The sequence below is a fragment of the Curtobacterium sp. ER1/6 genome, from assembly GCF_001742745.1.
In the GTDB taxonomy this organism is placed as follows: Bacteria; Actinomycetota; Actinomycetes; order Actinomycetales; family Microbacteriaceae; genus Curtobacterium; species Curtobacterium citri.
Genome location: NZ_MJAK01000011.1, coordinates 1 through 20,901, shown reverse-complemented (window position 1 = coordinate 20,901; position 20,901 = coordinate 1). Strand labels below are relative to the sequence as shown.

The following is a 20,901-nucleotide window of genomic DNA, read 5'->3' as shown; positions in this document are numbered from 1 at the left end:
GACCGGTCCCCCGCTCAGGCTCTCTGGCCTCCGCGCCGGCCGTTCTCTCCCACCGACAGCCGCCACCGGCCCGTCACCGTCGCCAACCGCGTCAAGACACTGGGCACCGATATTCGTAAGCTGAAACACCGTATCGTCGAGCCCCGCTATGACGCCGCGCGCGGCTCCGTCCCCGCGACCGCCGAGCAGATCGAAGCCATACACGCCCGCCTCACGTTGTACATCGACGAGAAGCGCGACCATCGCGCTGCGTCGGCCCGTAGAAGTCGTTCCACCGGGGGTCGAGCACGTCGGACTCGAACCGCGCACCGCCGTTCATGAAGAACCAGTGCTCGGCGCGGTGCCACGACGCGCCACGCACCATCCAGGCGTCGTCGACGGCGCGCGCGAGGTCCCCGAACACGTCGCGCTCCGTGCCCATCTACGCGGCGCTCCACCGCGAGTGGACGGTGTCGTACATCGCGAACCGTCGTGGTGCTCGGTCACAGGCACGACCACTGCGCTCCCGCGCGTCGGAAGAGCGCTGCCCAGGCCGTCGGGTCGAAGTGCTCCATCGCGAACGACGGGATGAAGTCCTTGTAGCAGAAGTCGCGCTGCGGTCCGTACGTAGCGACTCCGGGTCGAGGCCGGCGGAACGGTCCGGTGTGGGGCGGCCCTTCGTGCGTCGGACGCTGCACGGACCGCCTACCCGACGCGGTCGGGGGCTGGTCGGGTCAGCCGCGCGGACCGGTCAGGGGCGCTCGACGGTCACCGTCGCCGTGGACGGACCGCCGCACTGCTCGGTGCCACCGGTCCGGACCCAGGTGAGGCGCACGTCCCGCTGCACGAGCACGCGCTGGTCGGCGCCGAAGAGCGCTACCCGGCCGTGGTCACCGTCGTGTCCGGGTGTCTGCACCGTCCACACGTCGCCGTCGTGGATGGTCGACGGGCTGAGCGACGACGACGGTGTCGGGAGCGCGCCGGTGGGCGCGGCCGGCGTCGCGCCATCCGACGCCGTGGGTGCCGAGTCCACCTCCCAGGTGAGCAGCCCGGGCGTGCAGCCGTCCTGCTGGCAGAAGCCGACGCCCTCGACTCCCGAGCCGGGGTCGCCGCTGCCCGGTACGCGGACGTGGACCGTGTCGGTCCAGGCCTCCAGCGTGCAGTTGACAGGAGGCCAGCCTGCGCAGCCGCTCAGTGCGAGGACGAGCACGACGGCCCCGATGGTCGCACTCCCCGTCCGCCACCGCACCCCTCCATGTTCGCCGTCCCGGGACGATCGCGAGGTCACGATCCGGCAATCGATCAGGCGGCGACCACCGAGAGCAGGCGGAGTCGGTCGTGGCTCTCGGTGCCCGGGACCGCGGTGTACACGAGCAGCACGTGCGCCTGCTCCGGGTCGAGGAGCACCTGGCAGTGCAGCTCGAGCCGGCCGACGACCGGGTGGTCGTACCGCTTCACGGTGCCGGGTTGGAGTCCGACCTCGTGCCGGTCCCAGAGCGCGCGGAACTCGTCGGAGCGGCCGAGCAGGTCGTCCGCGAGCCGGGCAGCGGCGGAGTCCGGGCCGCGCCGTGCCACGACCTCGCGGAGCGACGACGTGTACAGCCGGGAGGTTGCCTCGCGGTCCTCGACCGGGAACAGGTCGCGGGCGCCCGGCTCGGTGAACCACCGCCATCCGCTCGACCGCTCATGGCCGGTGCGCTGACTCGCGTCGCCGAACAGGGCGGTGGCGAGCGGCGTCTGCTGCAGGGTCTCACCGAGCTCCGAGACGACCTCGGCCGCGGTGTCGACCAGCCGGTCGAAGATGCGCATCATGCCCGGGCCGACGTGGTCGGTGCCGACGCCGGACTCGGGCGGACGGTGCCCGGCGAGGCGGAAGAGGTGGTCGCGCTCCTGCCGCGTCAGGTGGAGCCCCTGCGCGATCGCGGCGACCATCTGCTCGGACGGCTGCGGTCCGGTCCCCCGCTCGAGCCGGGCGTAGTAGTCGGCGGACATGTGGCAGAGCGAGGCGACCTCCTCGCGCCGGAGGCCCGCGGTCCGGCGCCGCTGCCCGGGCGGGAGGCCGACGTCGGACGGTTGCAGCGCCTCCCGTCGGCCGCGCAGGAAGGCGCCGAACTCCGATCGATCCGTCATGCGTCCATCCTCCGGGTCCGCCGCCTCCGCAGCCACGGTTCGTCAGGTCCTGGTTCACGGTGTGGCGGCGTCGCAGGCTGGGACCGGCCCGGTCCGCGGGCGACGACGACGAGGAGACCACCGTGCCGAGACGACCCATCGAGATCACCCTCCCCCGCCTGGACGGCACCCGTGCCGTCGTGACGGGCGGCAGCGACGGCATCGGACTCGGCATCGCGACCGCGCTCGCCGGCGCCGGCGCCGAGGTCGTGCTGCCGGTCCGGAACCCCGCCAAGGGTGCTGCCGCACGCGACCGTGTCCTCCGCACGCACCCCGACGCGCGGGTCTCGCTCGGGACGCTCGACCTGTCCTCGCTCGCGTCGGTCGACGCCTTCGCCGGCGCGATGGTGGCCGACGGCACCCCGGTCGACCTGCTCGTCGGCAACGCCGGCGTGATGACACCACCCGAGCGGCAGACCACCGTCGACGGCTTCGAGTTGCAGCTCGGTACGAATCACCTCGGTCACGTCGCGCTCGTCCGCGGGCTCCTGCCGCTGCTCCGGTCGGCACGGGGGCACGTCACGTCCCAGATCAGCGTCGCGGCGCGGAGCGGTCGGATCAACTGGGACGACCCGAACTGGGAGCGCCGCTACGACGGCATGCGCGCCTACCAGCAGTCGAAGCTGGCGTTCGGCCTGTTCGGGCTCGAGCTCGCCCGGCGGAGCCACGAGCACGGGTGGGGCGTGACGAGCAACATCGCCCACCCGGGCGTCGCACCGACGAGCCTGCTCGCCGCCCGTCCGGAACTCGGTCGGAGCGGTGACACCGCGTCGGTGCGGGTGATCCGCTGGTTGTCCGGGCGCGGGCTGCTCGTGGGGACCCCGCGCACCGCCGGACTGCCGGCACTCGTCGCCGCGACCGACCCGGCCGTGCGCGACGGCGGCTTCGTGGGCCCCACCGGTCCGGGCGGTGCCGGCGGTGCACCGGGGACGCTCGACCCCTGGAAGCCGCTGCGCAGCGCCGAGGACGCCAGGCGCGTGTGGGAGATGTCGGAGCAGCTGCTCGGCGCACCCGTCCGCTGAGGGCACGCTGGCGAACGGGTGCGAGGATGAGCCGCATGAGCGTCATGGTCAGCGTCTCGGAAGCACAGCGGACGCGCACGAGCGAGAAGTACACCGCCTACCCGCCCGAGGTGCTGCCGATGTTCGTCGCCGAGATGGACTCGGTGCCGGCGGAGCCCGTGCGCGAGGCCCTCGAGCGCGCGGTCCGCGACGGTGACACCGGCTACGTCGGCCACACCCGGGTGCTCCCCGAGGTGTTCGCCGACTTCGCCGGACGCCGGTGGGGCTGGGACGTCGATCCCGACCTCGTCCGGACGACCACGGACGTGTCGGTGGCCGCGGTCGAGGTCCTCCGGCGCGTGGTCGAGCCGGGCGACCAGGTCGTCGTCATGCCGCCCGTGTACCCGCCGTTCTGGGAGTACGTGCGCGAGGCCGGGGGCACGGTGACCGAGGTCCCGCTCCGCGCGCCCGACGGCGACCCCGACCCGTTCGACACGACGGCGGGCTGGCGCATCGACCTCGACGGCATCGCTCGGGCCTTCGCCGACGGTGCCCGCACGGTCCTGCTCTGCAACCCGCACAACCCGCTCGGGCTGGTGCACGCACGCGACGACCTCGTCGCGCTCGCACGGCTGGCCGCCGAGTGGGACGCGGTCGTCGTGTCCGACGAGATCCACGCGCCGCTCACCCACGCCGACGCCGCCTTCACCCCGTTCCTGACGTGCGGTCCCGAAGCGGTCGAGCACGGCGTCGCCCTGACGAGCGCGAGCAAGGCGTGGAACCTGGCGGGCACCAAGTGCGCGCTCATGGTCGGCGCATCGGAACGGGCACGTGCCTGGTTCGACGGGCTGCCGGTCGAGGTCGTCGAACGGACCGGCATCCTCGGCTACACCGCGAGCGTCGCCGCGTTCCGGGACGGCGAACCGTGGCTCGCAACGCTGCTCGGCGAGCTCGCGACCAACCGACGAGTGCTCGCGGAGGAACTCGGTGCAGCCCTGCCCGGCGCGGGGTACCGGCAGCCGCAGGCGTCCTACCTCGCCTGGATCGACCTGCGCGCGCTGCCGTGGGGCGACGGGCCCGCCGCGGTCCTGCTCGAGCGGGCGGCGGTGGCACTGTCCGACGGGCGGGACTTCGGGCGCCAGGGCGCCGGCCACGTCCGGCTCAACTTCGGCTGCTCCGAGGAGACGCTGCGCGAGGGACTCACCCGGCTGGCGTCAGCCCGCTGAGCGCGGCCCGCCGAGCGGCAGCGCCGCGGGTCACTCGAAGCGCTGCCACTCCGGCTTGTTCGCGTACGTGTACCGGTAGTAGTCGGCCAGGCGCAGGCCGGCGGCCGCCTCCTCGTCGACGACGACGGTCGCGTGCTCGTGCAGCTGCAGGGCCGAGCCGGGCACGAAGGACGACAGCGGGCCCTCGACCGCGGCCGCGACGGCGTCGGCCTTCGCGGAGCCCTGCGCGACGAGGACGAGCTCACGCGCCTCGAGGATCGTGCCGAGCCCCTGGGTCATGCAGTGCGTCGGGACGTCGTCGAGGGAGTCGAAGAAGCGCGCGTTCGCCTCACGCGTCGACGGCGCGAGCGTCTTGATCCGGGTGCGCGACGCGAACGACGAGGTCGGCTCGTTGAACCCGATGTGCCCGTTCGCCCCGATCCCGAGGACCTGCACGTCCACTCCTCCGGCTGCGCGGATGGCGGCGTCGTACTCCTTCGCCGCGAAGGCCAGGTCGCCGGCGCGGCCGTCCGGCACGCGGACGCGCGACGGGTCGAAGCCGAGCGGCTCCACGACGTCGCGCTGGATCACGGACGCGTAGGACTCGGGGTGCTCGAGCGGGATCCCGACGTACTCGTCGAGGGCGAACCCGCGCGCGGCCGCGAACGAGACCTCGCCGGCCTCGACCCGTCGGCGCAGGTCGGCGTAGATGCCCTGCGGGCTGGAGCCCGTGGCGAGTCCCACGACGGCGGACGGCTTCTCGGCGACGACCGAGGCGATCTTGGCGGCGGCGACACGACCGACCTCGGCCGGCGTCGGCAGGATGATGATCTCCACGGGGCCACCCTACTGGTCATGACCAGTCGGCGACAGGGGTGATCGGTACCGTGGACCCATGCCGACCCCTGACTTCGTCCTGTCCCTGCGCGAGAAGATCGGCACCGACCTGCTCTGGTTGACCGGGGTCACCGCCGTGGTCACCCGCGGCGAGGGCGCCGAGCGCGAGCTGCTCGTCGTCCGACGCGCGGACACCGGCGCGTGGACGCCGGTGACGGGGATCGTCGACCCGGGCGAGGAACCGGCGGTGGCCGCCGAGCGCGAGGTCCTCGAGGAGGCCGACGTCGTCGCGGTCGCCGAGCGCCTGGCGTGGGTGCAGACCCTGCCCGAGATGACGTACCCGAACGGCGACCGCGCGCAGTACCTCGACCTCGTCTTCGCCTGCCGGTACGTCTCCGGGGACCCGTTCCCGGCGGACGGCGAGAACACCGAGGCGACCTGGGCCCGGCTCGACGCCCTGCCCGCGATGTCCGCGGACATGCGCGCACGTGTCGAGGCGGGCCTGGCCGACGAGCGCGAGGCGCGCTTCGAGCGCTGACCGCGGCGGACGGGAGGCGCGTGGCGGCCCCGCCACGCGCCTCCCGTCCGGCGGGGTGCACGGGCAGGGCCCGGGCCGGGTCGCGGGCCGGGTCGCCGGTCAGGCGAGCGGCGCGACCGCCACCGGCGCACCGAGCAGCCGCAGGGCCACGGGGTCGCCCGAGGTGCGGCGGTCGCCGACCTCGTGCTGCACCGTCACGACGGTGTCGTCGTCGAGTCGGACCGTCGTGCGGCGGATCGAGCCGAGGAAGCTCGACGCGACGACCGTGCCGGTGACGCCCTCGGCGGCGAACGCGACGTCCTCGGGCCGGACGAACGCGGTCACCGGGCCGTCGGCGGTCCCGGCGTCGAGGGCCGGTACCCGGAACCCGTACACGAAGACGTCGCCGTCGCGCAGGTCCCCGCGCAGCCGGTTCGACTGGCCGACGAAGTCCGCGGTGAACGCCGACACGGGGTGGCGGTAGAGCTCCTCCGGCGTGCCGACCTGCTCGATCTCGCCCGCGTTCATGACGGCGATGCGGTCGGACACGGCGAGCGCCTCCTCCTGGTCGTGGGTGACGAACACGGTCGTGATGCCGAGGTCGGTCTGGATGCGCCGGATCTCGTCGCGCAGGGAGACCCGCACCTTGGCGTCGAGCGCGGAGAGCGGCTCGTCGAGCAGGAGCACGCGGGGCCGGGTGACGAGGGCGCGGGCGAGGGCGACGCGCTGCTGCTGGCCGCCGGAGAGCTGGTGCGGCCACCGGTCGGCGAAGTCGACGAGGTGCACCATGTCGAGGGCCTCGACGACTCGCTCGCGTCGTGCGGCCGCCGGCACCCGACGCATCTCCAGGCCGAAGGAGACGTTCTGCCGCACGGTGATGTGCGGGAACAGCGAGTACTGCTGGAACACCATCCCGATGTCCCGCTGGTCGACCGGGACCGAGGCGACGTCCGCGCCGTCGATGCGGATGGCGCCGCCGTCGATCGTCTCGAGTCCGGCGAGGGCCCGGAGCGCGGTGGTCTTGCCGCAGCCGGACGGGCCGAGCAGCGACACGAACTCACCGGGTTCGATGCGGAGGGACAGCCCGGCGAGTGCCCGGTGCGTGCCGTAGTGCTTCTCGACCACCTCGAGTTCGACGGTCGCGCCCTCGGTCGAGAGCGATGCCGGGGCGGCGGGGGCGGTCGTGGTCATGCGGACTCCTTCGGGGTGCGCCGGCGGCCCGTCCCGACCCGGCCGATCAGCACGAGCAGGACGAACCCGAACAGCAGCGCGGCGAGCGAGAAGACCGCTGCGACGTACGGGTCGGTCGACTGCACGAGCAGCAGCGCGGTCTGGAACGTGGTGCGGGAGAGGAACGAGGCGAGGGTGTACTCGCCGAGGACGACCGTCACGGTGAGGAAGCACGCGGCGGTGATGCCGCGGCGGAGGTTCGGCAGCAGGATCCGCCACGTCACCGTCCACCACGAGGCGCCGAGGGACCGCGCCGCCTCGGACAGCACCGTGACGTCCACCGCGGTCAGGGCCGCCGCGATCGGACGGAACGCGAACGGCAGCGACACGACCCCGATCGCGAACGCCAGGGTCCAGGCACCGGAGCCGAAGACCTGGGAGACGACCCGGTAGACGGGGATGAACCCGACGACGAGCACCACGACGGGCACGGTGATCGGGACCAGGCACACGAACTCGAGCACCCGACGCAGGCGGGGGTAGCGCAGTGCCGTGACGATCTGCGCCGGCAGGAGGACGAGCAGCACGATCCCGACGGTGATCACGGCGATGAGCAGCGACGCGGCGAGACCGTCGAAGACCGGCTGGTACGTGACGGCGTTCGCCGGGTCGACGATCGCGGCGTAGTGGTCGAGGGTGAGGGCGCCGTCGGTGCCCTGCCGGAACGTGAACTGTGCCAGCGCGACCAGCGGGACCGCGAACACCAGTCCGACCAGGGTGAGCACGACCGCTGCGGTGCCCCGCGACGGGGCGACGCCGAAGCGGCGGGGGCGAGCCGAGCCTCCCGGCCGGGTCGCCGGACGCACGACGGCGCTCACCGCTGCCACCGGGCGGCCCGGCGCTGGAGCAGCGAGTACAGGGCCATGACGACCGCCATGACGACGACCATGCCGAGCGCGAGCACCCCGGCGACGTTCTGCAGGCCGATGATCGTCTCGCTGGTCAGCTGTGCGCGGATCGTCAGCGGGACGATGCCGCCCTGGGAGATGAGCGCGGCGGCGGTGGCGAACGACGAGAACGCGTTCGCGAACAGCAGCAGCAGCGAGCCCCAGAAGGCCGGAGCGAGGACCGGGACGGCGATGCGCCGCCAGTACGTCGCGCGCGAGGCCCCGAGGGTGGCCGCGGCCTCGCCCCACTGCGCCTGCACGCCCTCGAGTGCGGGCATGAACGTCAGGACCATCAGCGGGACCTGGAAGTACACGTAGGGGATCACGAGCCCCGGGACGGTGTAGAGGAAGGTGCCGTCGGCGTTGAGGTCGATCCCGAACGTGGACACGAGCCACGTCGTGACCAGGCCCTGCGCCCCGATCGTCGCGATGAAGGCGAACGCGAGCATGACACCGCCGAACTGCGCGAGGACGCTCGCGGCGGCGTCGATCACCGAGCGGACGAGTCCGTCCGGGCGGAGCGCCGCGAGCGCCCAGCAGACGAGCGCACCGACGACCGCGCCGATCACGGCGGAGACGGCCGACAGCCCGAACGAGCCACCGAAGGCGCGCAGGACGGACGGGTCGGTGAAGGCCGCGAGGTTCGCGACGGTGAACGCACCGTCGCCGGTGGAGAAGCCGCTGCCGACCGCGATCACGGCCGGGACGGCCAGGAACAGCAGCACGTAGGCGGCGAACGGGGTGAGGCCGAGCCAGGCGAGGCCGGAGCGGCCGGTGCGGCGGCCCCGGCCGCTCCGGCTTCTCGGCCCGGGCGGCGCGGTGGGAGTGGGCTGCGGACCGGGGGCGGGGGTGCCGCCGGCATCGGCCACCGAGCCGGCGGCGCTGGTGGCCGCAGCACTGGTCGCTGCGGGGGCGGGTGCCTGCCCCGGCACGGTCGCGCTGCCGCCGCTCGGGGCCGATGCGCGGGTCACGGGATCAGGACCCCATGGTGGCGGACCACTTCGCCGCCAGGACCTTCGCGGCCTCGGTGACCTGCGCGTCCGTCAGCTCGACGTAGTCCTTCGGCATGCCGCCGGCGGCCTCGAGCGCGTCCTTGTCGACCTTGCCCGACTGCTCCATCGCCGCGAGGGTCGACGGGAAGGCGCCGGCCTGCAGGTACAGGTTCTGCGCGTCCGGACTGGCGATGTACTCCTGCCAGAGGCGCGCCGCCGCCGGGTGCGGGGCGTCCTTGTTGATGGCCTGCGAGTAGTACGAGCCGAGCGCCTGCCCCTCGGGGACGACGGTCTTCCAGTTCTTGTTGCCCGATGCACCGGCAGCGGGGCCCCACGCGAGGTTGTTGTACGACCACTGGATCACGACGGGCGTCTCGCCCGAGGCGACGGTCGCCTGCGACGGCAGGACGTTCTGGAAGTTGCCGGCCTGCTTGAGCTTGCCGAAGAACTCCACACCCGGGGTGATGTCGTCCGCCGAGCCGCCGTTCTCCAGCGCCGCGAGGTACACCGCAGACGCCGCCTGGTTCGCCTGCGTCGGGTCGCCGGCGATCGAGACCTTGCCCTTGTACTCGCTGCCGAGCAGGTCGTTCAGGTCCTTCGGCGCGTCCGTGATCTTGGACGAGTCGTACCCGATCGACATGAGGCCCGTGTAGTCACGGGTCCATGCGCCGTCCTTGTCCTTCAGTGTGTCGGGGATGTCCGACCAGTTCGCCACCTTGTAGTCGGTGAGCAGGCCGAGGTTCTGCTGCATGACCGCGTTGCCGAGGTCGAGCACGTCGGGCGCGGTCGACTGGCCCTGCTGCGACTTCACGGCCGCGACCTCGTCGGCGCTCGAGCCGTTCGGGTTGGCCGAGTTGATCTTGATGTCGTACTTCTTCTCGAAGCCAGCGATGATCTTGCCGTAGTTCGCCCACGTCGGCGGGAGCGCGATGACGTTGAGCTGGCCCTCGGCCTTCGCGGCCTTCACGAGGGCGTCCATGCCGCCGGCGGACTCGGCGCTGGTGGCCGTCTTCCAGTCGGTGTCGCCGGAACCGGTGCTCGTGCTCGCCGAGCTCGTGGCCGAGCAACCGGCCAGGGTGACGACTGCTGCTGCGGCCAGGGCGATGCCGGCCAGGGTGCGGGTGTGCTGCACGGGGTGTGCCTTCCGGGTGCTGTGGGTGTTCGGGTGTCCGGGGGTCCGGGTTCGGCACGATCGTGGACGCGGCCGGTTTCGGGGTCGTGCTGCGGCGGTGAACGGTGGCGGAACAGCGGGTGCGGCTGTACGGTTTCGCTGCCGGGGACGGTCCCCGCGCACGCTGCGGTCGCGACCGCGGACAGCCGGGAGGCACGGGTGCAGTTCACGACGACGGTCCTGCAGGCGAGGAAGACGGCCACCGGTCTGCCCGTCCCCGAGGAGGTGGTCGACGCCCTCGGCTCCGGGAAGCGCCCCGCCGTGGTCGTCACGATCGACGGCGGCTACACCTACCGGTCGACGGTCGGGGTGATGGGCGGGCAGTTCCTGGTGCCGCTGTCCGAGGCCCATCGCACCGCAGCGGGCATCGCCGCCGGGGACACCGTCGAGGTCACGCTCGAGGTCGACACCCTGCCGCGGACGGTCGAGCTGCCGTCGGACCTGGCGGCGGCGTTCGACGAGGCCGGAGTCCGGGCGGCCTACGAGACCCTGTCGGCCTCACGGCAGCGGGCGCTCGTGGACCCGGTGCTCGCGGCGAAGGCCCCGGAGACGCGCCAGCGCCGGGTCGACAAGGCCGTGGAGTCGTTGCGCGGGTAGGCGCCGGGCGTGCGAGGCGGCGGCGGGAACCTGGTCCTTCCGGGCGTACCCGGTCGATCCGGGCACACCTGGTCGTTCGTCCTCACCAGGTACGCCCGATCTTGCCTTGTACCGCAGGCGTTCTGGGAAGGAACGGGCGGGATCAGCCGCCGAGTTCGACCAGGACGCGCGGGATCTCGGCGAGCAGCTCGCTCGCCAGGTAGCCGAGCGGCCCGACCTGCACCGCGAGGCGGTCCCCCGCGGCGGCGTGCACGTAGGAGGCCCACGCCACGGCCTGCGCCGGCTCCGCACCGCGCGCGAGCAGCCCGACCACCACGCCGGACAGCACGTCGCCGCTGCCGCTCGTCCCCAGGCCGCCCGAACCGGTGCCCTTCACCCAGGCACGGCCGTCCGGCGCGGCGATGACGTCGGACAGCGCCACGACGGCGCCGTACCGCTCGGCGATGTCGCGGGCGTCGGCGACGTCGTCGTCCCCGCAGTCCCGGCCGAGGAGGCGCTCCGCCTCGCCGCTGTTCGGCGTCAGCACGAGCCGACCGTGCAGGGGCGCGAGACGGTCCTCGACGTCCGCGGCCACGCCGAGCGCGAAGGCGTCGAGGACGACGTACGTGTCCGGACCGACCGCATCGGCGATGCCGGCGACGAGGTCGCGGGCACCGTCGGGCTCGTCGAGCCCGGGGCCGACGAGCACGGCGTCGGAGGACCCGGCGGTGTCGGCCACCGCGGCGAGCGCCCCGACCGCGACGTGCCCGTCCGCGTCCTCGGCGAGCGGGAGCACCCCGGACTCCGGCACGGCGACGGCCACGTGGTGCGCGACGCTCGCGCCGACCGCGAGGGTGAGCCGACCGGCACCGACCCGGAGTGCGGCGAGCGCGGACAGCATGGCTGCGCCGGGTGTGTACGAAGCACCACCGATCACGAGCACCTGCCCGCGCCCGTACTTGCCGGCGCCGGGCTCGGGCAGCGGCCACTCCCGCAGGACGTTCGGCGTGATGTGCTGCGGGGCCTCGGGCTCACTCGACACGGGCGTCGTCCTTCCGGCCGCTGTGCTCGGTCACTTCGTCGTCGTCGAGGTGCCCGACGGCGGAGAACTCCTCGAGCGTCCACGGCGCACCGGGGCCGTCGCGGTGGAGCCGGGTGAGCGAGGCGTTCGCGACGGTGTGGTCCTCGGCGAAGGCCATGAGCGCGTGCTCGTCGAGGTCGAGGCACACGGCCATCGCGAGCATGACGACCGCGTCGTGTGCGGCGACGAGGAGCCGCTCGGTCCCCTCGAGCCGGTCGACGTCGGTCATCACCGTGCGGAGCCGGAGCATGACGTCCGCCCACGACTCCCCGCCCGCGGGCCGGTGGTAGTACTTGCCGAGCCACTGTCGGCGGCGCTCCTCGTCCGGGTAGCGGTTGCGCACGCCCTGTCGGGTGAGCAGGTCGAGGACACCGAGCTCCCGGTCGCGCAGCCGTTCGTCGGTACGCCTCGGCGGCTCGGTCAGGCCGCCGGCCTCGAGTGCGATGCCGATCGTCTGCTGCGCGCGTCGGTAGGGCGACACCCACAGCGCGACCGGGACGTCGTCGACACCACGGTCGGCGAGCTCCTGCCCGAGCGCCCGCGACTGCTCCTCACCGAGGGGGCTGAGCGGGACGTCGGCATCGCGGTGGTCGACCTCGATGACGTCCGCGCCCGCGGCGTCCGCACGGGCGGCGGCGACGTTGGCGGTGGACTCCCCGTGGCGGACGAGCCAGATCTCGGTGACTGCCATGGGCGCGACGCTAACCCGAGGCCCCTGGGCCCGCTCCCGGTCAGGCAGCCGGTCGGGCGCTCCTGATCGGTCGCACCGGACACGGCAGGCCGGCGGCCCGAAAGCGGCGGACCAGGGCGTCCGGGTCGAACAGGTCTCGCCACTCGAGTCGGACGACCGCCCGGACCCCGGGGACCGTCAGCAGCCCCTCGTGCCGACGCTTCTCGTCGAGGAACACCTCGGTCGGGCTCCTGCCCGCGAGGTACCGCTCCTGCGTGTACTTCGCACGGCCGTCGATCTCGACGACGACGCCCTGGTCGGGGAACCAGAAGTCGACGGCGTACCGACGGCCGTCGACCACGAACCCCTGCTGCAGCACCGGCTCCGGCAGACCGAGCTCGAGGAAGACGACGCGGGCGAACGACTCTGCTGCGGAGCCGGACCGGCCGTCGGCGAGGTCGATGACCTGGTCGGCGCGTCGGCGCCCGCGAGACCGGTGGTGGACCGCTGCCCGGAGGCACCCGGTGCCGATGCCGCTGCGGAGGGCCGCATCGGCGACGACCACCGCGGTCCGGAGGTCGTCGGACATCGCGATGTCGACCACCGTCCGCGGCACGGACGTCACCGCGACGCCGTCCGCCTCGACCCGTTCGTCCGGCGGCACCGGACGCGTGTGCAGGACCAGGGTCGGTGTCCGGCCGCGGTACATCGACTCCGGCACGGTGGCGTGCACCGGGGCGTTCCACCCGGACAACGCCGGGAGCCCGTGGACCGCGGCCGCCGACACGTGCGAAGCGACGGCGGGGGTCCCGAGCCGTCCGAGCCGTGCGTACACGCGTGTGACGTACCGCTGCCGAGGGCCCGCGCCGTCCCACCGGACGCCCTCGACGAAGGCGTTCGGGCCGACGCGGACGAGCCGATCGGATCCGCTGGACCGGACGCGGCGACGCAACGTGGTCGGATCGCAGCCGACCTCGCGGGCCGGACCCGCACGGAGGATGGGGAGTGGTCGTTCCATGCCGGGAGCGTGCCCGGTCCCCACCGCGGGACCGGGGCCGGCGGGGCTGACTGTGGACGAGCCTCCCGTCCGCTCGCCCTGTGCAGGACGCCCGTTCCTTCCCATGACGGCCGCCATGGCGAGTGGGAACGGGCGTACCTGGTCGTCCTGTCCGACCAGGTACGCCCGTTCCCACCAGGTACGCCCGGATCGACCGGGCGAGACACCGCGGGCGACGCGGATCGACCGGACACGACGCCGCGGGCAATCCACGAGCGGCGCAGACCGCCCCGCAACGCAACGCGGCGCCGAGGGAACGCACCCGTGCTCCCCCGGCGCCGCAGCCCCTCCGGGCCGGCGGCGCCGGACCCGCTGCCACGGGCCCGGCACCGTCGCCTCAGCCCCGCCGCACCCGCAGCGTGACGATCTCGAACGGCCGGAGCGTCAGCACGACCGGTTCCCCAGCAGCCCAGGTCCCAGAGCCGACCGGCCGCTCGAGCAGGTCCACCGCGTCGACCGCGGCGACGTCGAACCCGAACGACACCCCGACGTCCGTCGCTCGACCGCCCGACGCCTCGTACAGCCGCACGACGACGTCGCCCGAGCGGTCCTCGGCGAGCTTGACGGCCTCGACGAGCACCTGCGGCGAGGACACGACGACCAGCGGCGACACCTCCGCCGACCCCGGCACCGAGCGCACCGGCAGGTTCAGCCGGTACCCGGAGTCCGCGGCGTCGAGCACCGAGGAGCCGACGCGCAGCACCGTCCGGAACACGTGGTGCCCCTGGTCGGCGTGCGGGTCCGGGAACGTCGGCGCACGCAGCAGCGACTCACGCACGAGCGTCGTCGTCCCGCCGTCCGCACGCGTCGAGCGGGTGATGTCGTGCCCGTACGTGGAGTCGTTCGCGACGGCGACGCCGAACCCCGGCTCCGCGACGTGCACCCAGCGGTGCGCCGCGGTCTCGAACCGCGCCATGTCCCACGAGGTGTTCTGGTGCGTCGGCCGGTCGATGTGCCCGAACTGGATCTCGCTCGACGCCACCGACGCCCGCACGTCGAGCGGGAACGCGAGCTTGAGGAGCTTCTGCCGCTCGTGCCACTCGACCTCGGTCTCGATGTGCAGCTCGGGCTGCCCCGCGGTCGCCGAGTACCGGGTGGTCACCGACGACGAGCCGAAGGGGCGCGTCACGACGAGCGCATCGCCGAGCACCTCGACGGAGGCCGCCGCCAGGACGGTCCCGTTCCGCTGGTAGGCGCGGTCGATGTCCCACGCCTCCCACTGGTTCGGGGTGTCCCGGAACACCGTGTACTGCGCGGCGACGGCGCCCGGTGCGACGGCGTCGCGTCCGGAAGCGTGGTCGACGAACGACACGACGTGCCCGCTCGCGTCGATGGTCGCCGTGACGACGCCGGTGTCGAAGACGAAGCGGTCGCCGTTCCGGACGGGAGGCACGGCCTCCTCCGCCGACGCCACGGAACCACCCAGGGCGGTCACCCCGCCCGCCGCGACGGGCGAGGCGTTGAAGCGCACCACGGTCCCGACCTCGGCGCTGCCCCCGGTCCCGACCGCACCCGCGCCCTGCGGCGCGTCGAGCCCGCTGCCGGCTCCCCCGGCGAACGCGGTCGCCGACGCCCCGACCCCGGCGAGCGCCGGCGCCCCACCGCTCGCGAGCGCGGTCGTCGACGACCCGATCAGTCCCTCGAGGACCTCGGCGACCCGGGCGTACTCGGCCTCGGCGTTCTCGTAGACCCAGGCGATCGACGACCCCGGCAGGATGTCGTGGAACTGCTGCAGGAGCACGGTGTGCCACACGGACTCGAGCTCGTCGTACGGGTACTCGGCGCCGAGCCGCACGGCCGCGGTCGCCGCCCAGAGCTCGGCCTCGCGGAGCAGGTGCTCGGATCGGCGGTTGCCCTGCTTCGTGCGGATCTGCGAGGTGTACGTGCCGCGGTGGAACTCGAGGTACATTTCCCCCGACCACACCGCGGGTTCCGGCAGGACGCGCTCGAGCTCCTCGAACACCTGCGCGGGGGTGCCGAGGTCGACCCGCGGCGAGCCGTCGAGGTCGTGCTGGCGTCGGGCCGCCGCGACCATCTCGCGGGTGGGCCCACCGCCGCCGTCGCCGAACCCGTACAGCAGCATCGACGTGTTCGCGACGCCGCGCTCCTTGTTGCCGCGTTCGCCGCGGAGCAGGTCGGCGGCGGAGACGTCCGAGTTGTAGGTGTCGGCCGGGGGAAGGTGCGTCAGGACGCGGGAGCCGTCGATGCCCTCCCAGTGGAACGACGTGTGCGGGATGACGTTCGTCTCGTTCCACGAGGGCTTCTGCGTGACGAACCACTTCGAGCCGGCGGCCCGGACGATCTGCGGCAGCGCGCCGGTGTAGCCGAACGAGTCGGGCAGCCAGGCCTCGGGGGTGTCGACGCCGAACTCCTCGAGGAACAGGCGCTTCCCGGCGACGAACTGGCGCGCGAGGGCCTCACCACCGGGCAGGTTGGTGTCCGACTCGACCCACATGCCGCCGACGGGGATCCAGCGGCCCTCGGCCACGCGCTGCTTGATGCGGGCCCAGATCGACGGGTACCCGTCGCGGATCCAGGCGTACTGCTGTGCGGACGAGCACGCGAAGGTGAAGTCGGGGTCCTGGTCCATCAGGTCGAGCACGTTCGAGAACGTCCGGGCGCACTTGCGGATCGTCTCGCGGACCGGCCAGAGCCAGGCGGAGTCGATGTGCGCGTGTCCGACGGCGACGGCGCGGTGCGCGGCGGCGCTGGCGGGCACGGCGAGGGCCGGGGCGAGCACGGCGCGGGCCTCCGCGGCGGTGCCCGCGACGTCGTCCGGGTCGAGGGCATCGGCGGCGCGCTCGAGCACGCGGAGCAGGTCGGCGCCGCGGGTGCCGTCGGTCGGGAGCTCGGCCATCAGGCCGCGGAGCACCCAGACGTCCTGCTGGAGCTCCCACACGGTGTCGTCGCGCTCGACGAGCTCGAGCGCGCGCAGCCGGTAGATCGGCTCCGTCCCGGCGGTCGACCGGGACCCGAGCGGTGTCGCGCCCTGGAAGTCGTCGCCACCGATGTCCGGGTTCGCGGCGGCCTCGACGTACAGCTCGAAGGAGCCGCCGGGGCCGACCTCGACGGGCACGGTGTCGTTGCGCGGCTCGATGCCCTTGATCGTCGAGCCGTCGGTGCGCCAGGCGAGTCCCTCGGCCTGGAAGCCGGGCTGCCGCTTCGAGAAGCCGAGGTCGACGCGGAGCTCGACCGTGGTGCCGGGGTCGGTGCCGAAGTCGTCGGGCACGGTGCCCCGCACGCGGAACCACGTGGTGCCCCAGGGGCGGCCGCCCCACGCGCTGCCGACCGTGAACGGCGTGTACTCGGCGGTGACGGCCTCGGCGAACGGGACGGGCTCGTCCGGCACGTCCCAGGCGTCGATGGTGATCGGGGCCGAGCGGCGGTGCACGGCGGGGTCGATGCGGTCGCGGACGAGACGGGCGATCCGGGCTTCGACGAGCGGTTCGTCGTGGTGCATGGAGGTGGTTCCTTTCCAGCAGGGACAGCGGTGGGACGAGCCCACCGCGGTCGGACGGGGTCAGCCCTTGATGCCGCCGGCGAGGGCGTTGCCGCCCCCGAGGCCGCGGGACACGAGCACGTAGAGGGCGATCACGGGCACGGAGTAGACGATCGAGAAGGCGGCGAGCTGCCCGTAGGCGACCGCGCCGTTCTGCCCGAAGAAGTTGAAGATGCTCACCGCGGCGGGCACCTTGTCGGGCGAGAGCAGCAGGACGAACGGGACGAAGAAGTTCCCCCAGGCCTGGATGAACACGAAGATGAACACGACCGCGATGCCGGGGCGCATGAGCGGCACGACGATCCGCGTGAGCGTGGTGAACATCGAGGCGCCGTCGGTCCACGCCGCCTCCTCGAGGGAGATCGGCACCGAGTCCATGAAGTTCTTCGCCATCCAGATCGCCATCGGCAGGCTCGTCGCGGCGAGGAAGAAGATGCAGCCCCACACGTTGTCGATCAGGTTGAGCGACACGAACAGCGCGTAGACGGGCACCATCATCGCCGTGATCGGCAGCCCGGTGCCGAACAGGATGCTGTACAGGAACGGCTTGTTGACGCGCATCTTGTAGCGGGACAGCGGGTACGCGGCGAGCAGCGCGAACACCACGGTGACGACCGCGGTGCCGCCGGAGAGCAGCAGGCTGTTCGCGAGCGGGATGAACGACAGCTCCGGGGTGAGCACCTGCGTGAAGTTGTCGAGCGTGAACTGCGTCGGCAGCTTCACCGACAGCGACGCCTGGGTGTCCACCGACGCCAGCACGAGCCAGAGCAGGGGCACCGCGAAGCAGACGGCGATGACGAGCAGGACGACGTTCGACACCCAGCGCATGGTCCGCCCGCGCGGGGAGGTCATGTGCAGTGCGCCGGGCGCGGTCACCGAGCGGGTGACGTTCGCGACGGGACGGTCGGCAGTGAGGGCCATGGTCAGTCCACCTCGGGCTTGAGCGCGCGGATGTAGATGATCGAGAACACCGCGCCGACGATCAGCAGGATCGTCGCGATCGCGGTCCCGAAGCCGAGCTGCGAGAACTTGAACGCCTCCTGGTACGCCAGGATCGGCAGGGTCGACGAGTTCGTGCCGGGGCCGCCGCCCGTCATCACGAAGATGAGGGTGAAGACCGACAGCGTCTGCAGCGTCGTGAGCATGAGGTTCGTCGAGATCGAGCGGCGGATGACCGGCAGCGTGATGTAGACGAGCCGCTGCCACCCGGTGGCGCCGTCGACCTCGGCGGACTCGGTGATCTCCTCGGGGACCTCGGACACGGCGGCCGCGTAGACGAGCATCGAGAAGGCGGTCCCGCGCCAGATGTTCGCCAGGATCACGGCGAGCATCGGGTACGTGTACAGCCAGTTCGCCCCGGTGATCCCGATGGACGCCAGGAAGGTGTTGAGCGTGCCGGTGTCGTTGAAGAACGCGTAGGCGGCGAACGAGGCGACGATCTCCGGCAGCACCCAGGCGGCGACGACGAAGGTGCCGACGATCGCGCGGACGACCCGGTTCGCGCCGCGCATGAGGAGCGCGAGCCCGAGGCCGAGGACGTTCTGCCCCACCACCGCCGAGGCGAGGAGGAACACGATCGTCAGGACGACGGACTTCGGGAAGTCCTTGTCCTGGAAGAGCTCGACGTAGTTGCGGAAGCCGACGAACTGCTGGTCGGCGGCGCCGACGCCGGTCAGGGCCGAGTCGGTGAACGACCCGTAGAACGACGAGATGACGGGGCCGAGCAGGAAGACGACGAGGAGGACGACCGCGGGCAGGAGCGGGACGACCCGCGTCGCGTTCCGCAGTGGTCGCCGCTTGCGCGGCACGGGTGGCTCGGTGCGCTTCGGCGCACCGGGCGCCGACAGCGTCGGCGCGAGGGGTGTTGTGGACACGCTGGATGCCTTCCGGGTGCGGAGGGGTTCCGAAGGTGGGGAGGGACGGACGGGAGGCGCGGTGCGGGATCGCCCCGCGCCTCCAGTCCGTCGGGTGGTCGCGCCGCTAACCGGCGTCGACGGTGTTGTCCTTGCCGACGACCTGTTCGACCGCCTGGTCGTAGTCCTTCGCGGCCTCGGCGGGCGTCTGCTGCCCGGTCATGACGGACTCCATCGCGACCTGGATCGCGTTCGAGACCTGCGCGTAGTCACTCGTCGCCGGGCGGAAGTTCGTGTGCTCCACCAGGCTCGAGAAGAACTTGAAGGTCGGGTTGGCGTCCGTGTACGCGGTGTCCTCGGCGACGTCCTTGCGGACGGCGATCTGGCTGTTCTCGGTGTCGTACTTCAGCGAGCCGTCCTTGTCGAGGAAGGTCGTGATGAAGTCGAACGCCGCCTGCGGGTTCTTCGACTTCGAGCCGACCGCGAGCGTCCAGCCGCCGGACATCGAGTTGTAGCCCGGCGCCTGACCGTTCTGGGTCGGGAACGCTGCCTGGCCCATGACGTCGTTCCACTCCTTCCACGGAGCGGTGCCGGACTCGAGCCACGTGCCGGACTGCCACGAGCCGTCGAGGTCGATGGCGAGCTTGCCCTCGGGCAGCCACGTCTGCGCGATCGTCGTGCCGACGTTCGTGTCGAGCGCCTGCTGCGGTGTCGGGCCGAGGCCGCCCTGGTAGACGTCCTTCACGAACTTCAGGGAGTCCTCGAACTGCTTCGAGCCGACGACCCACTTCTTGTCCTTGTAGAGGGTGTTGCCGTCGCCGTCCGCGCCGTACAGGAGCATCTCGAAGCCCTGCATGGTCGAGGCCTCGCCCTGCGCCTTGCCGGAGTAGATGTTGAACGGGATGACGTTCGGGTCCTTCTCCTTGAGCGTCTTCGCCGCGGAGAGCACGTCGTCCCAGGTCTTCGGCTGCCACGGCACGGGGAGACCGGCCTTCTCGAAGAGGTCCTTGTTGTACCAGAGGGCGCGGGTGTCGGTGCCCATCGAGACGCCGTAGATCTTGCCGTCGTCGCCCTGCCCGGCCTGCTTCGCGTTGTCGTAGAACTGGTCCCACTCGTCCCACTTGTCCGTGTACTTGTCGAGGGGCAGCAGGTAGCCGGCCTCGGCGTCGGACTTGATGAGGAAGGTGTCCTCGTACATGACGTCGGGGGCCGTCGCGGGCGCCTTGTTCATGAGCGCGAGCTTCGTGTAGTAGTCGTTGCCCTGCGCCTGGATCGGGACGAGGGTGACGGTTCTGCCCGGGTTCGCCTTCTCGTACGCGGTCTTGACCTCCTTCATCTGCGCATCGAGCTGCTGGAAGGCACCGAACTTCTGGTACGCGATCTTGATCGTGTTGCTCGAGGCGGACCCCGAGCTGGAACAACCCGCCAGTCCGACCGCGGCGACTGCCACGGCTGCGAGACCGGCGATGATTCGGGTGCGGCGTTTCATCGGTGCTCCTTTGCACGGGATGTCCGCGGGCTCCGTCACCCGCGCGCAGGATTAGTACAGCGTGTGGACTTATTCGTGTCAAGAGCTTTCGGTCACGGCTCCGCAACGGTGCCGAGCTCAGGAGCGCGCCCCTCGTGCCGGGCCGTGCGGGGCGCCCACCTGGTCGGAACGGGCGTACCTGGTCGGAACGGGCGTACCTGCCGTGACGGAACGACCAGGTACGCCCGGAACCGCTTCCCATCGCACCTGTTGTGGGAAGGATCGGGCGGGCAGGGCCGCGTGGCGAGCCTGTCGGCGCGTAGGCACCTGGTCGGAACGGGCGTACCTGGTCGGAACAGGCGTACCTGCATTGATGGAACGACCAGCTACGCCCGGAACCGCTTCCCATCGCACCCGTGATGGGAAGGATCGGGCGGGCGGGGCCGCCCGGAACCGCTCCCCATCGCACCTGTTGTGGGAAGGATCGGGCGGGCAGGGCCGCGTGGCGAGCCTGTCGGCGCGCAGGCACCTGGTCGGAACGGGCGTACCTGGTCGGAACAGGCGTACCTGCATTGATGGAACGACCAGCTACGCCCGGAACCGCTTCCCATCGCACCCGTGATGGGAAGGATCGGGCGGGCGGGGCCGCCCGGAACCGCTCCCCATCGCACCTGTTGTGGGAAGGATCGGGCGGGCAGGGCCGTGTGGC

Annotated in this window: 20 protein-coding genes; 4 read left to right on the top strand and 16 right to left on the bottom strand. The window is 72.3% G+C overall.

What is annotated here, in order from left to right:
* Positions 1-211: 211 nt before the first annotated feature.
* The 4 genes from Cus16_RS16935 to Cus16_RS13930 form a co-directional block, all read right to left on the bottom strand.
* Positions 212-421, bottom strand: a complete 210-nt coding sequence (locus tag Cus16_RS16935; RefSeq protein WP_069713269.1) for a hypothetical protein — start codon at positions 419-421, stop codon at positions 212-214.
* 61 nt (positions 422-482) lie between these two features.
* A complete protein-coding gene (locus Cus16_RS16930) occupies positions 483-677 on the bottom strand; it encodes an alpha-L-fucosidase (protein WP_223246631.1) in 195 nt (64 codons plus the stop codon).
* Positions 678-730: 53 nt separating this feature from the next.
* Positions 731-1,228, bottom strand: a complete 498-nt coding sequence (locus Cus16_RS13935) for a hypothetical protein (RefSeq protein WP_069713268.1) — start codon at positions 1,226-1,228, stop codon at positions 731-733.
* 53 nt (positions 1,229-1,281) lie between these two features.
* Positions 1,282-2,109: a helix-turn-helix transcriptional regulator gene (locus Cus16_RS13930; protein WP_069713267.1), complete on the bottom strand. Its 828-nt coding sequence runs from the start codon at positions 2,107-2,109 to the stop codon at positions 1,282-1,284.
* A gap of 122 nt (positions 2,110-2,231) precedes the next feature.
* Here Cus16_RS13930 and Cus16_RS13925 point away from each other — a divergent pair, with 122 nt between their 5' ends.
* A complete protein-coding gene (locus tag Cus16_RS13925) occupies positions 2,232-3,170 on the top strand; it encodes an SDR family oxidoreductase (RefSeq protein ID WP_069713339.1) in 939 nt (312 codons plus the stop codon).
* Between the two features lie 35 nt (positions 3,171-3,205).
* Positions 3,206-4,375, top strand: coding sequence for a MalY/PatB family protein (locus tag Cus16_RS13920; protein WP_069713266.1), 1,170 nt, complete (start codon positions 3,206-3,208; stop codon positions 4,373-4,375).
* Between the two features lie 30 nt (positions 4,376-4,405).
* Here the strand turns inward: Cus16_RS13920 and nagB are convergent, their stop codons facing one another.
* Positions 4,406-5,191 carry a glucosamine-6-phosphate deaminase gene (gene nagB, locus Cus16_RS13915; protein ID WP_069713265.1) on the bottom strand — a complete coding sequence of 262 codons (786 nt, stop codon included), beginning with the start codon at positions 5,189-5,191 and terminating at the stop codon, positions 4,406-4,408.
* Between the two features lie 58 nt (positions 5,192-5,249).
* Here nagB and Cus16_RS13910 point away from each other — a divergent pair, with 58 nt between their 5' ends.
* Positions 5,250-5,729 carry an NUDIX hydrolase gene (locus tag Cus16_RS13910; RefSeq protein WP_069713264.1) on the top strand — a complete coding sequence of 160 codons (480 nt, stop codon included), beginning with the start codon at positions 5,250-5,252 and terminating at the stop codon, positions 5,727-5,729.
* A gap of 99 nt (positions 5,730-5,828) precedes the next feature.
* On the opposite strand, the gene Cus16_RS13905 is transcribed toward Cus16_RS13910, so the two are convergent.
* From Cus16_RS13905 to Cus16_RS13890, 4 genes are read right to left on the bottom strand one after another with little or no spacing between them, the layout of a single operon-like run.
* The gene (locus Cus16_RS13905; protein ID WP_069713263.1) at positions 5,829-6,899 is read right to left on the bottom strand and encodes an ABC transporter ATP-binding protein; all 1,071 of its coding nucleotides are present in this window, start codon (positions 6,897-6,899) and stop codon (positions 5,829-5,831) included.
* Positions 6,896-7,756, bottom strand: a complete 861-nt coding sequence (locus Cus16_RS13900) for an ABC transporter permease (protein ID WP_223246630.1) — start codon at positions 7,754-7,756, stop codon at positions 6,896-6,898. Before Cus16_RS13900 ends, Cus16_RS13905 begins: the two co-directional genes overlap by 4 nt.
* Positions 7,753-8,796: an ABC transporter permease gene (locus Cus16_RS13895; RefSeq protein WP_411266611.1), complete on the bottom strand. Its 1,044-nt coding sequence runs from the start codon at positions 8,794-8,796 to the stop codon at positions 7,753-7,755. Before Cus16_RS13895 ends, Cus16_RS13900 begins: the two co-directional genes overlap by 4 nt.
* Positions 8,797-8,800: 4 nt before the next feature.
* The gene (locus tag Cus16_RS13890; protein ID WP_069713262.1) at positions 8,801-9,949 is read right to left on the bottom strand and encodes an ABC transporter substrate-binding protein; all 1,149 of its coding nucleotides are present in this window, start codon (positions 9,947-9,949) and stop codon (positions 8,801-8,803) included.
* A gap of 198 nt (positions 9,950-10,147) precedes the next feature.
* Between Cus16_RS13890 and Cus16_RS13885 the strand changes: the two genes are divergently transcribed.
* Positions 10,148-10,585 (top strand): YdeI/OmpD-associated family protein, encoded by a 438-nt coding sequence (locus Cus16_RS13885; protein WP_069713261.1) that lies wholly within the window; start codon positions 10,148-10,150, stop codon positions 10,583-10,585.
* A gap of 142 nt (positions 10,586-10,727) precedes the next feature.
* On the opposite strand, the gene Cus16_RS13880 is transcribed toward Cus16_RS13885, so the two are convergent.
* The 7 genes from Cus16_RS13880 to Cus16_RS13850 form a co-directional block, all read right to left on the bottom strand.
* The gene (locus Cus16_RS13880; protein WP_069713260.1) at positions 10,728-11,606 is read right to left on the bottom strand and encodes an NAD(P)H-hydrate dehydratase; all 879 of its coding nucleotides are present in this window, start codon (positions 11,604-11,606) and stop codon (positions 10,728-10,730) included.
* Entirely contained in the window at positions 11,596-12,336 is a 741-nt protein-coding gene (locus Cus16_RS13875; RefSeq protein ID WP_069713259.1) for a histidine phosphatase family protein, read from the bottom strand. The genes Cus16_RS13880 and Cus16_RS13875 overlap by 11 nt, the downstream gene beginning before the upstream one ends.
* Positions 12,337-12,376: 40 nt before the next feature.
* Positions 12,377-13,333, bottom strand: coding sequence for a hypothetical protein (locus Cus16_RS16445; RefSeq protein WP_069713258.1), 957 nt, complete (start codon positions 13,331-13,333; stop codon positions 12,377-12,379).
* 376 nt (positions 13,334-13,709) lie between these two features.
* A complete protein-coding gene (locus Cus16_RS13865) occupies positions 13,710-16,832 on the bottom strand; it encodes an alpha-mannosidase (RefSeq protein WP_069713257.1) in 3,123 nt (1,040 codons plus the stop codon).
* 60 nt (positions 16,833-16,892) lie between these two features.
* The gene (locus Cus16_RS13860) at positions 16,893-17,723 is read right to left on the bottom strand and encodes a carbohydrate ABC transporter permease (RefSeq protein ID WP_189319611.1); all 831 of its coding nucleotides are present in this window, start codon (positions 17,721-17,723) and stop codon (positions 16,893-16,895) included.
* A gap of 71 nt (positions 17,724-17,794) precedes the next feature.
* Positions 17,795-18,745 carry a carbohydrate ABC transporter permease gene (locus Cus16_RS13855; RefSeq protein WP_083263999.1) on the bottom strand — a complete coding sequence of 317 codons (951 nt, stop codon included), beginning with the start codon at positions 18,743-18,745 and terminating at the stop codon, positions 17,795-17,797.
* A 106-nt stretch (positions 18,746-18,851) separates the two neighbouring features.
* The gene (locus tag Cus16_RS13850) at positions 18,852-20,213 is read right to left on the bottom strand and encodes an extracellular solute-binding protein (protein ID WP_069713256.1); all 1,362 of its coding nucleotides are present in this window, start codon (positions 20,211-20,213) and stop codon (positions 18,852-18,854) included.
* Positions 20,214-20,901 lie beyond the last annotated feature (688 nt).

Excerpts from the sequence above, each read along its gene's own strand:
- Cus16_RS13905 (WP_069713263.1), bottom strand. The coding sequence starts at position 6,899 with ATGACCACGACCGCCCCCGCCGCCCCGGCATCGCTCTCGACCGAGGGC.
- Cus16_RS13860 (WP_189319611.1), bottom strand. The coding sequence starts at position 17,723 with ATGACCTCCCCGCGCGGGCGGACCATGCGCTGGGTGTCGAACGTCGTC.
- Cus16_RS16935 (WP_069713269.1), bottom strand. The coding sequence starts at position 421 with ATGGGCACGGAGCGCGACGTGTTCGGGGACCTCGCGCGCGCCGTCGAC.
- Cus16_RS13910 (WP_069713264.1), top strand. The coding sequence starts at position 5,250 with ATGCCGACCCCTGACTTCGTCCTGTCCCTGCGCGAGAAGATCGGCACC.
- Cus16_RS16445 (WP_069713258.1), bottom strand. The coding sequence starts at position 13,333 with ATGGAACGACCACTCCCCATCCTCCGTGCGGGTCCGGCCCGCGAGGTC.
- Cus16_RS13865 (WP_069713257.1), bottom strand. The coding sequence starts at position 16,832 with ATGCACCACGACGAACCGCTCGTCGAAGCCCGGATCGCCCGTCTCGTC.
- Cus16_RS13930 (WP_069713267.1), bottom strand. The coding sequence starts at position 2,109 with ATGACGGATCGATCGGAGTTCGGCGCCTTCCTGCGCGGCCGACGGGAG.
- Cus16_RS13920 (WP_069713266.1), top strand. The coding sequence starts at position 3,206 with ATGAGCGTCATGGTCAGCGTCTCGGAAGCACAGCGGACGCGCACGAGC.
- Cus16_RS13875 (WP_069713259.1), bottom strand. The coding sequence starts at position 12,336 with ATGGCAGTCACCGAGATCTGGCTCGTCCGCCACGGGGAGTCCACCGCC.
- Cus16_RS13850 (WP_069713256.1), bottom strand. The coding sequence starts at position 20,213 with ATGAAACGCCGCACCCGAATCATCGCCGGTCTCGCAGCCGTGGCAGTC.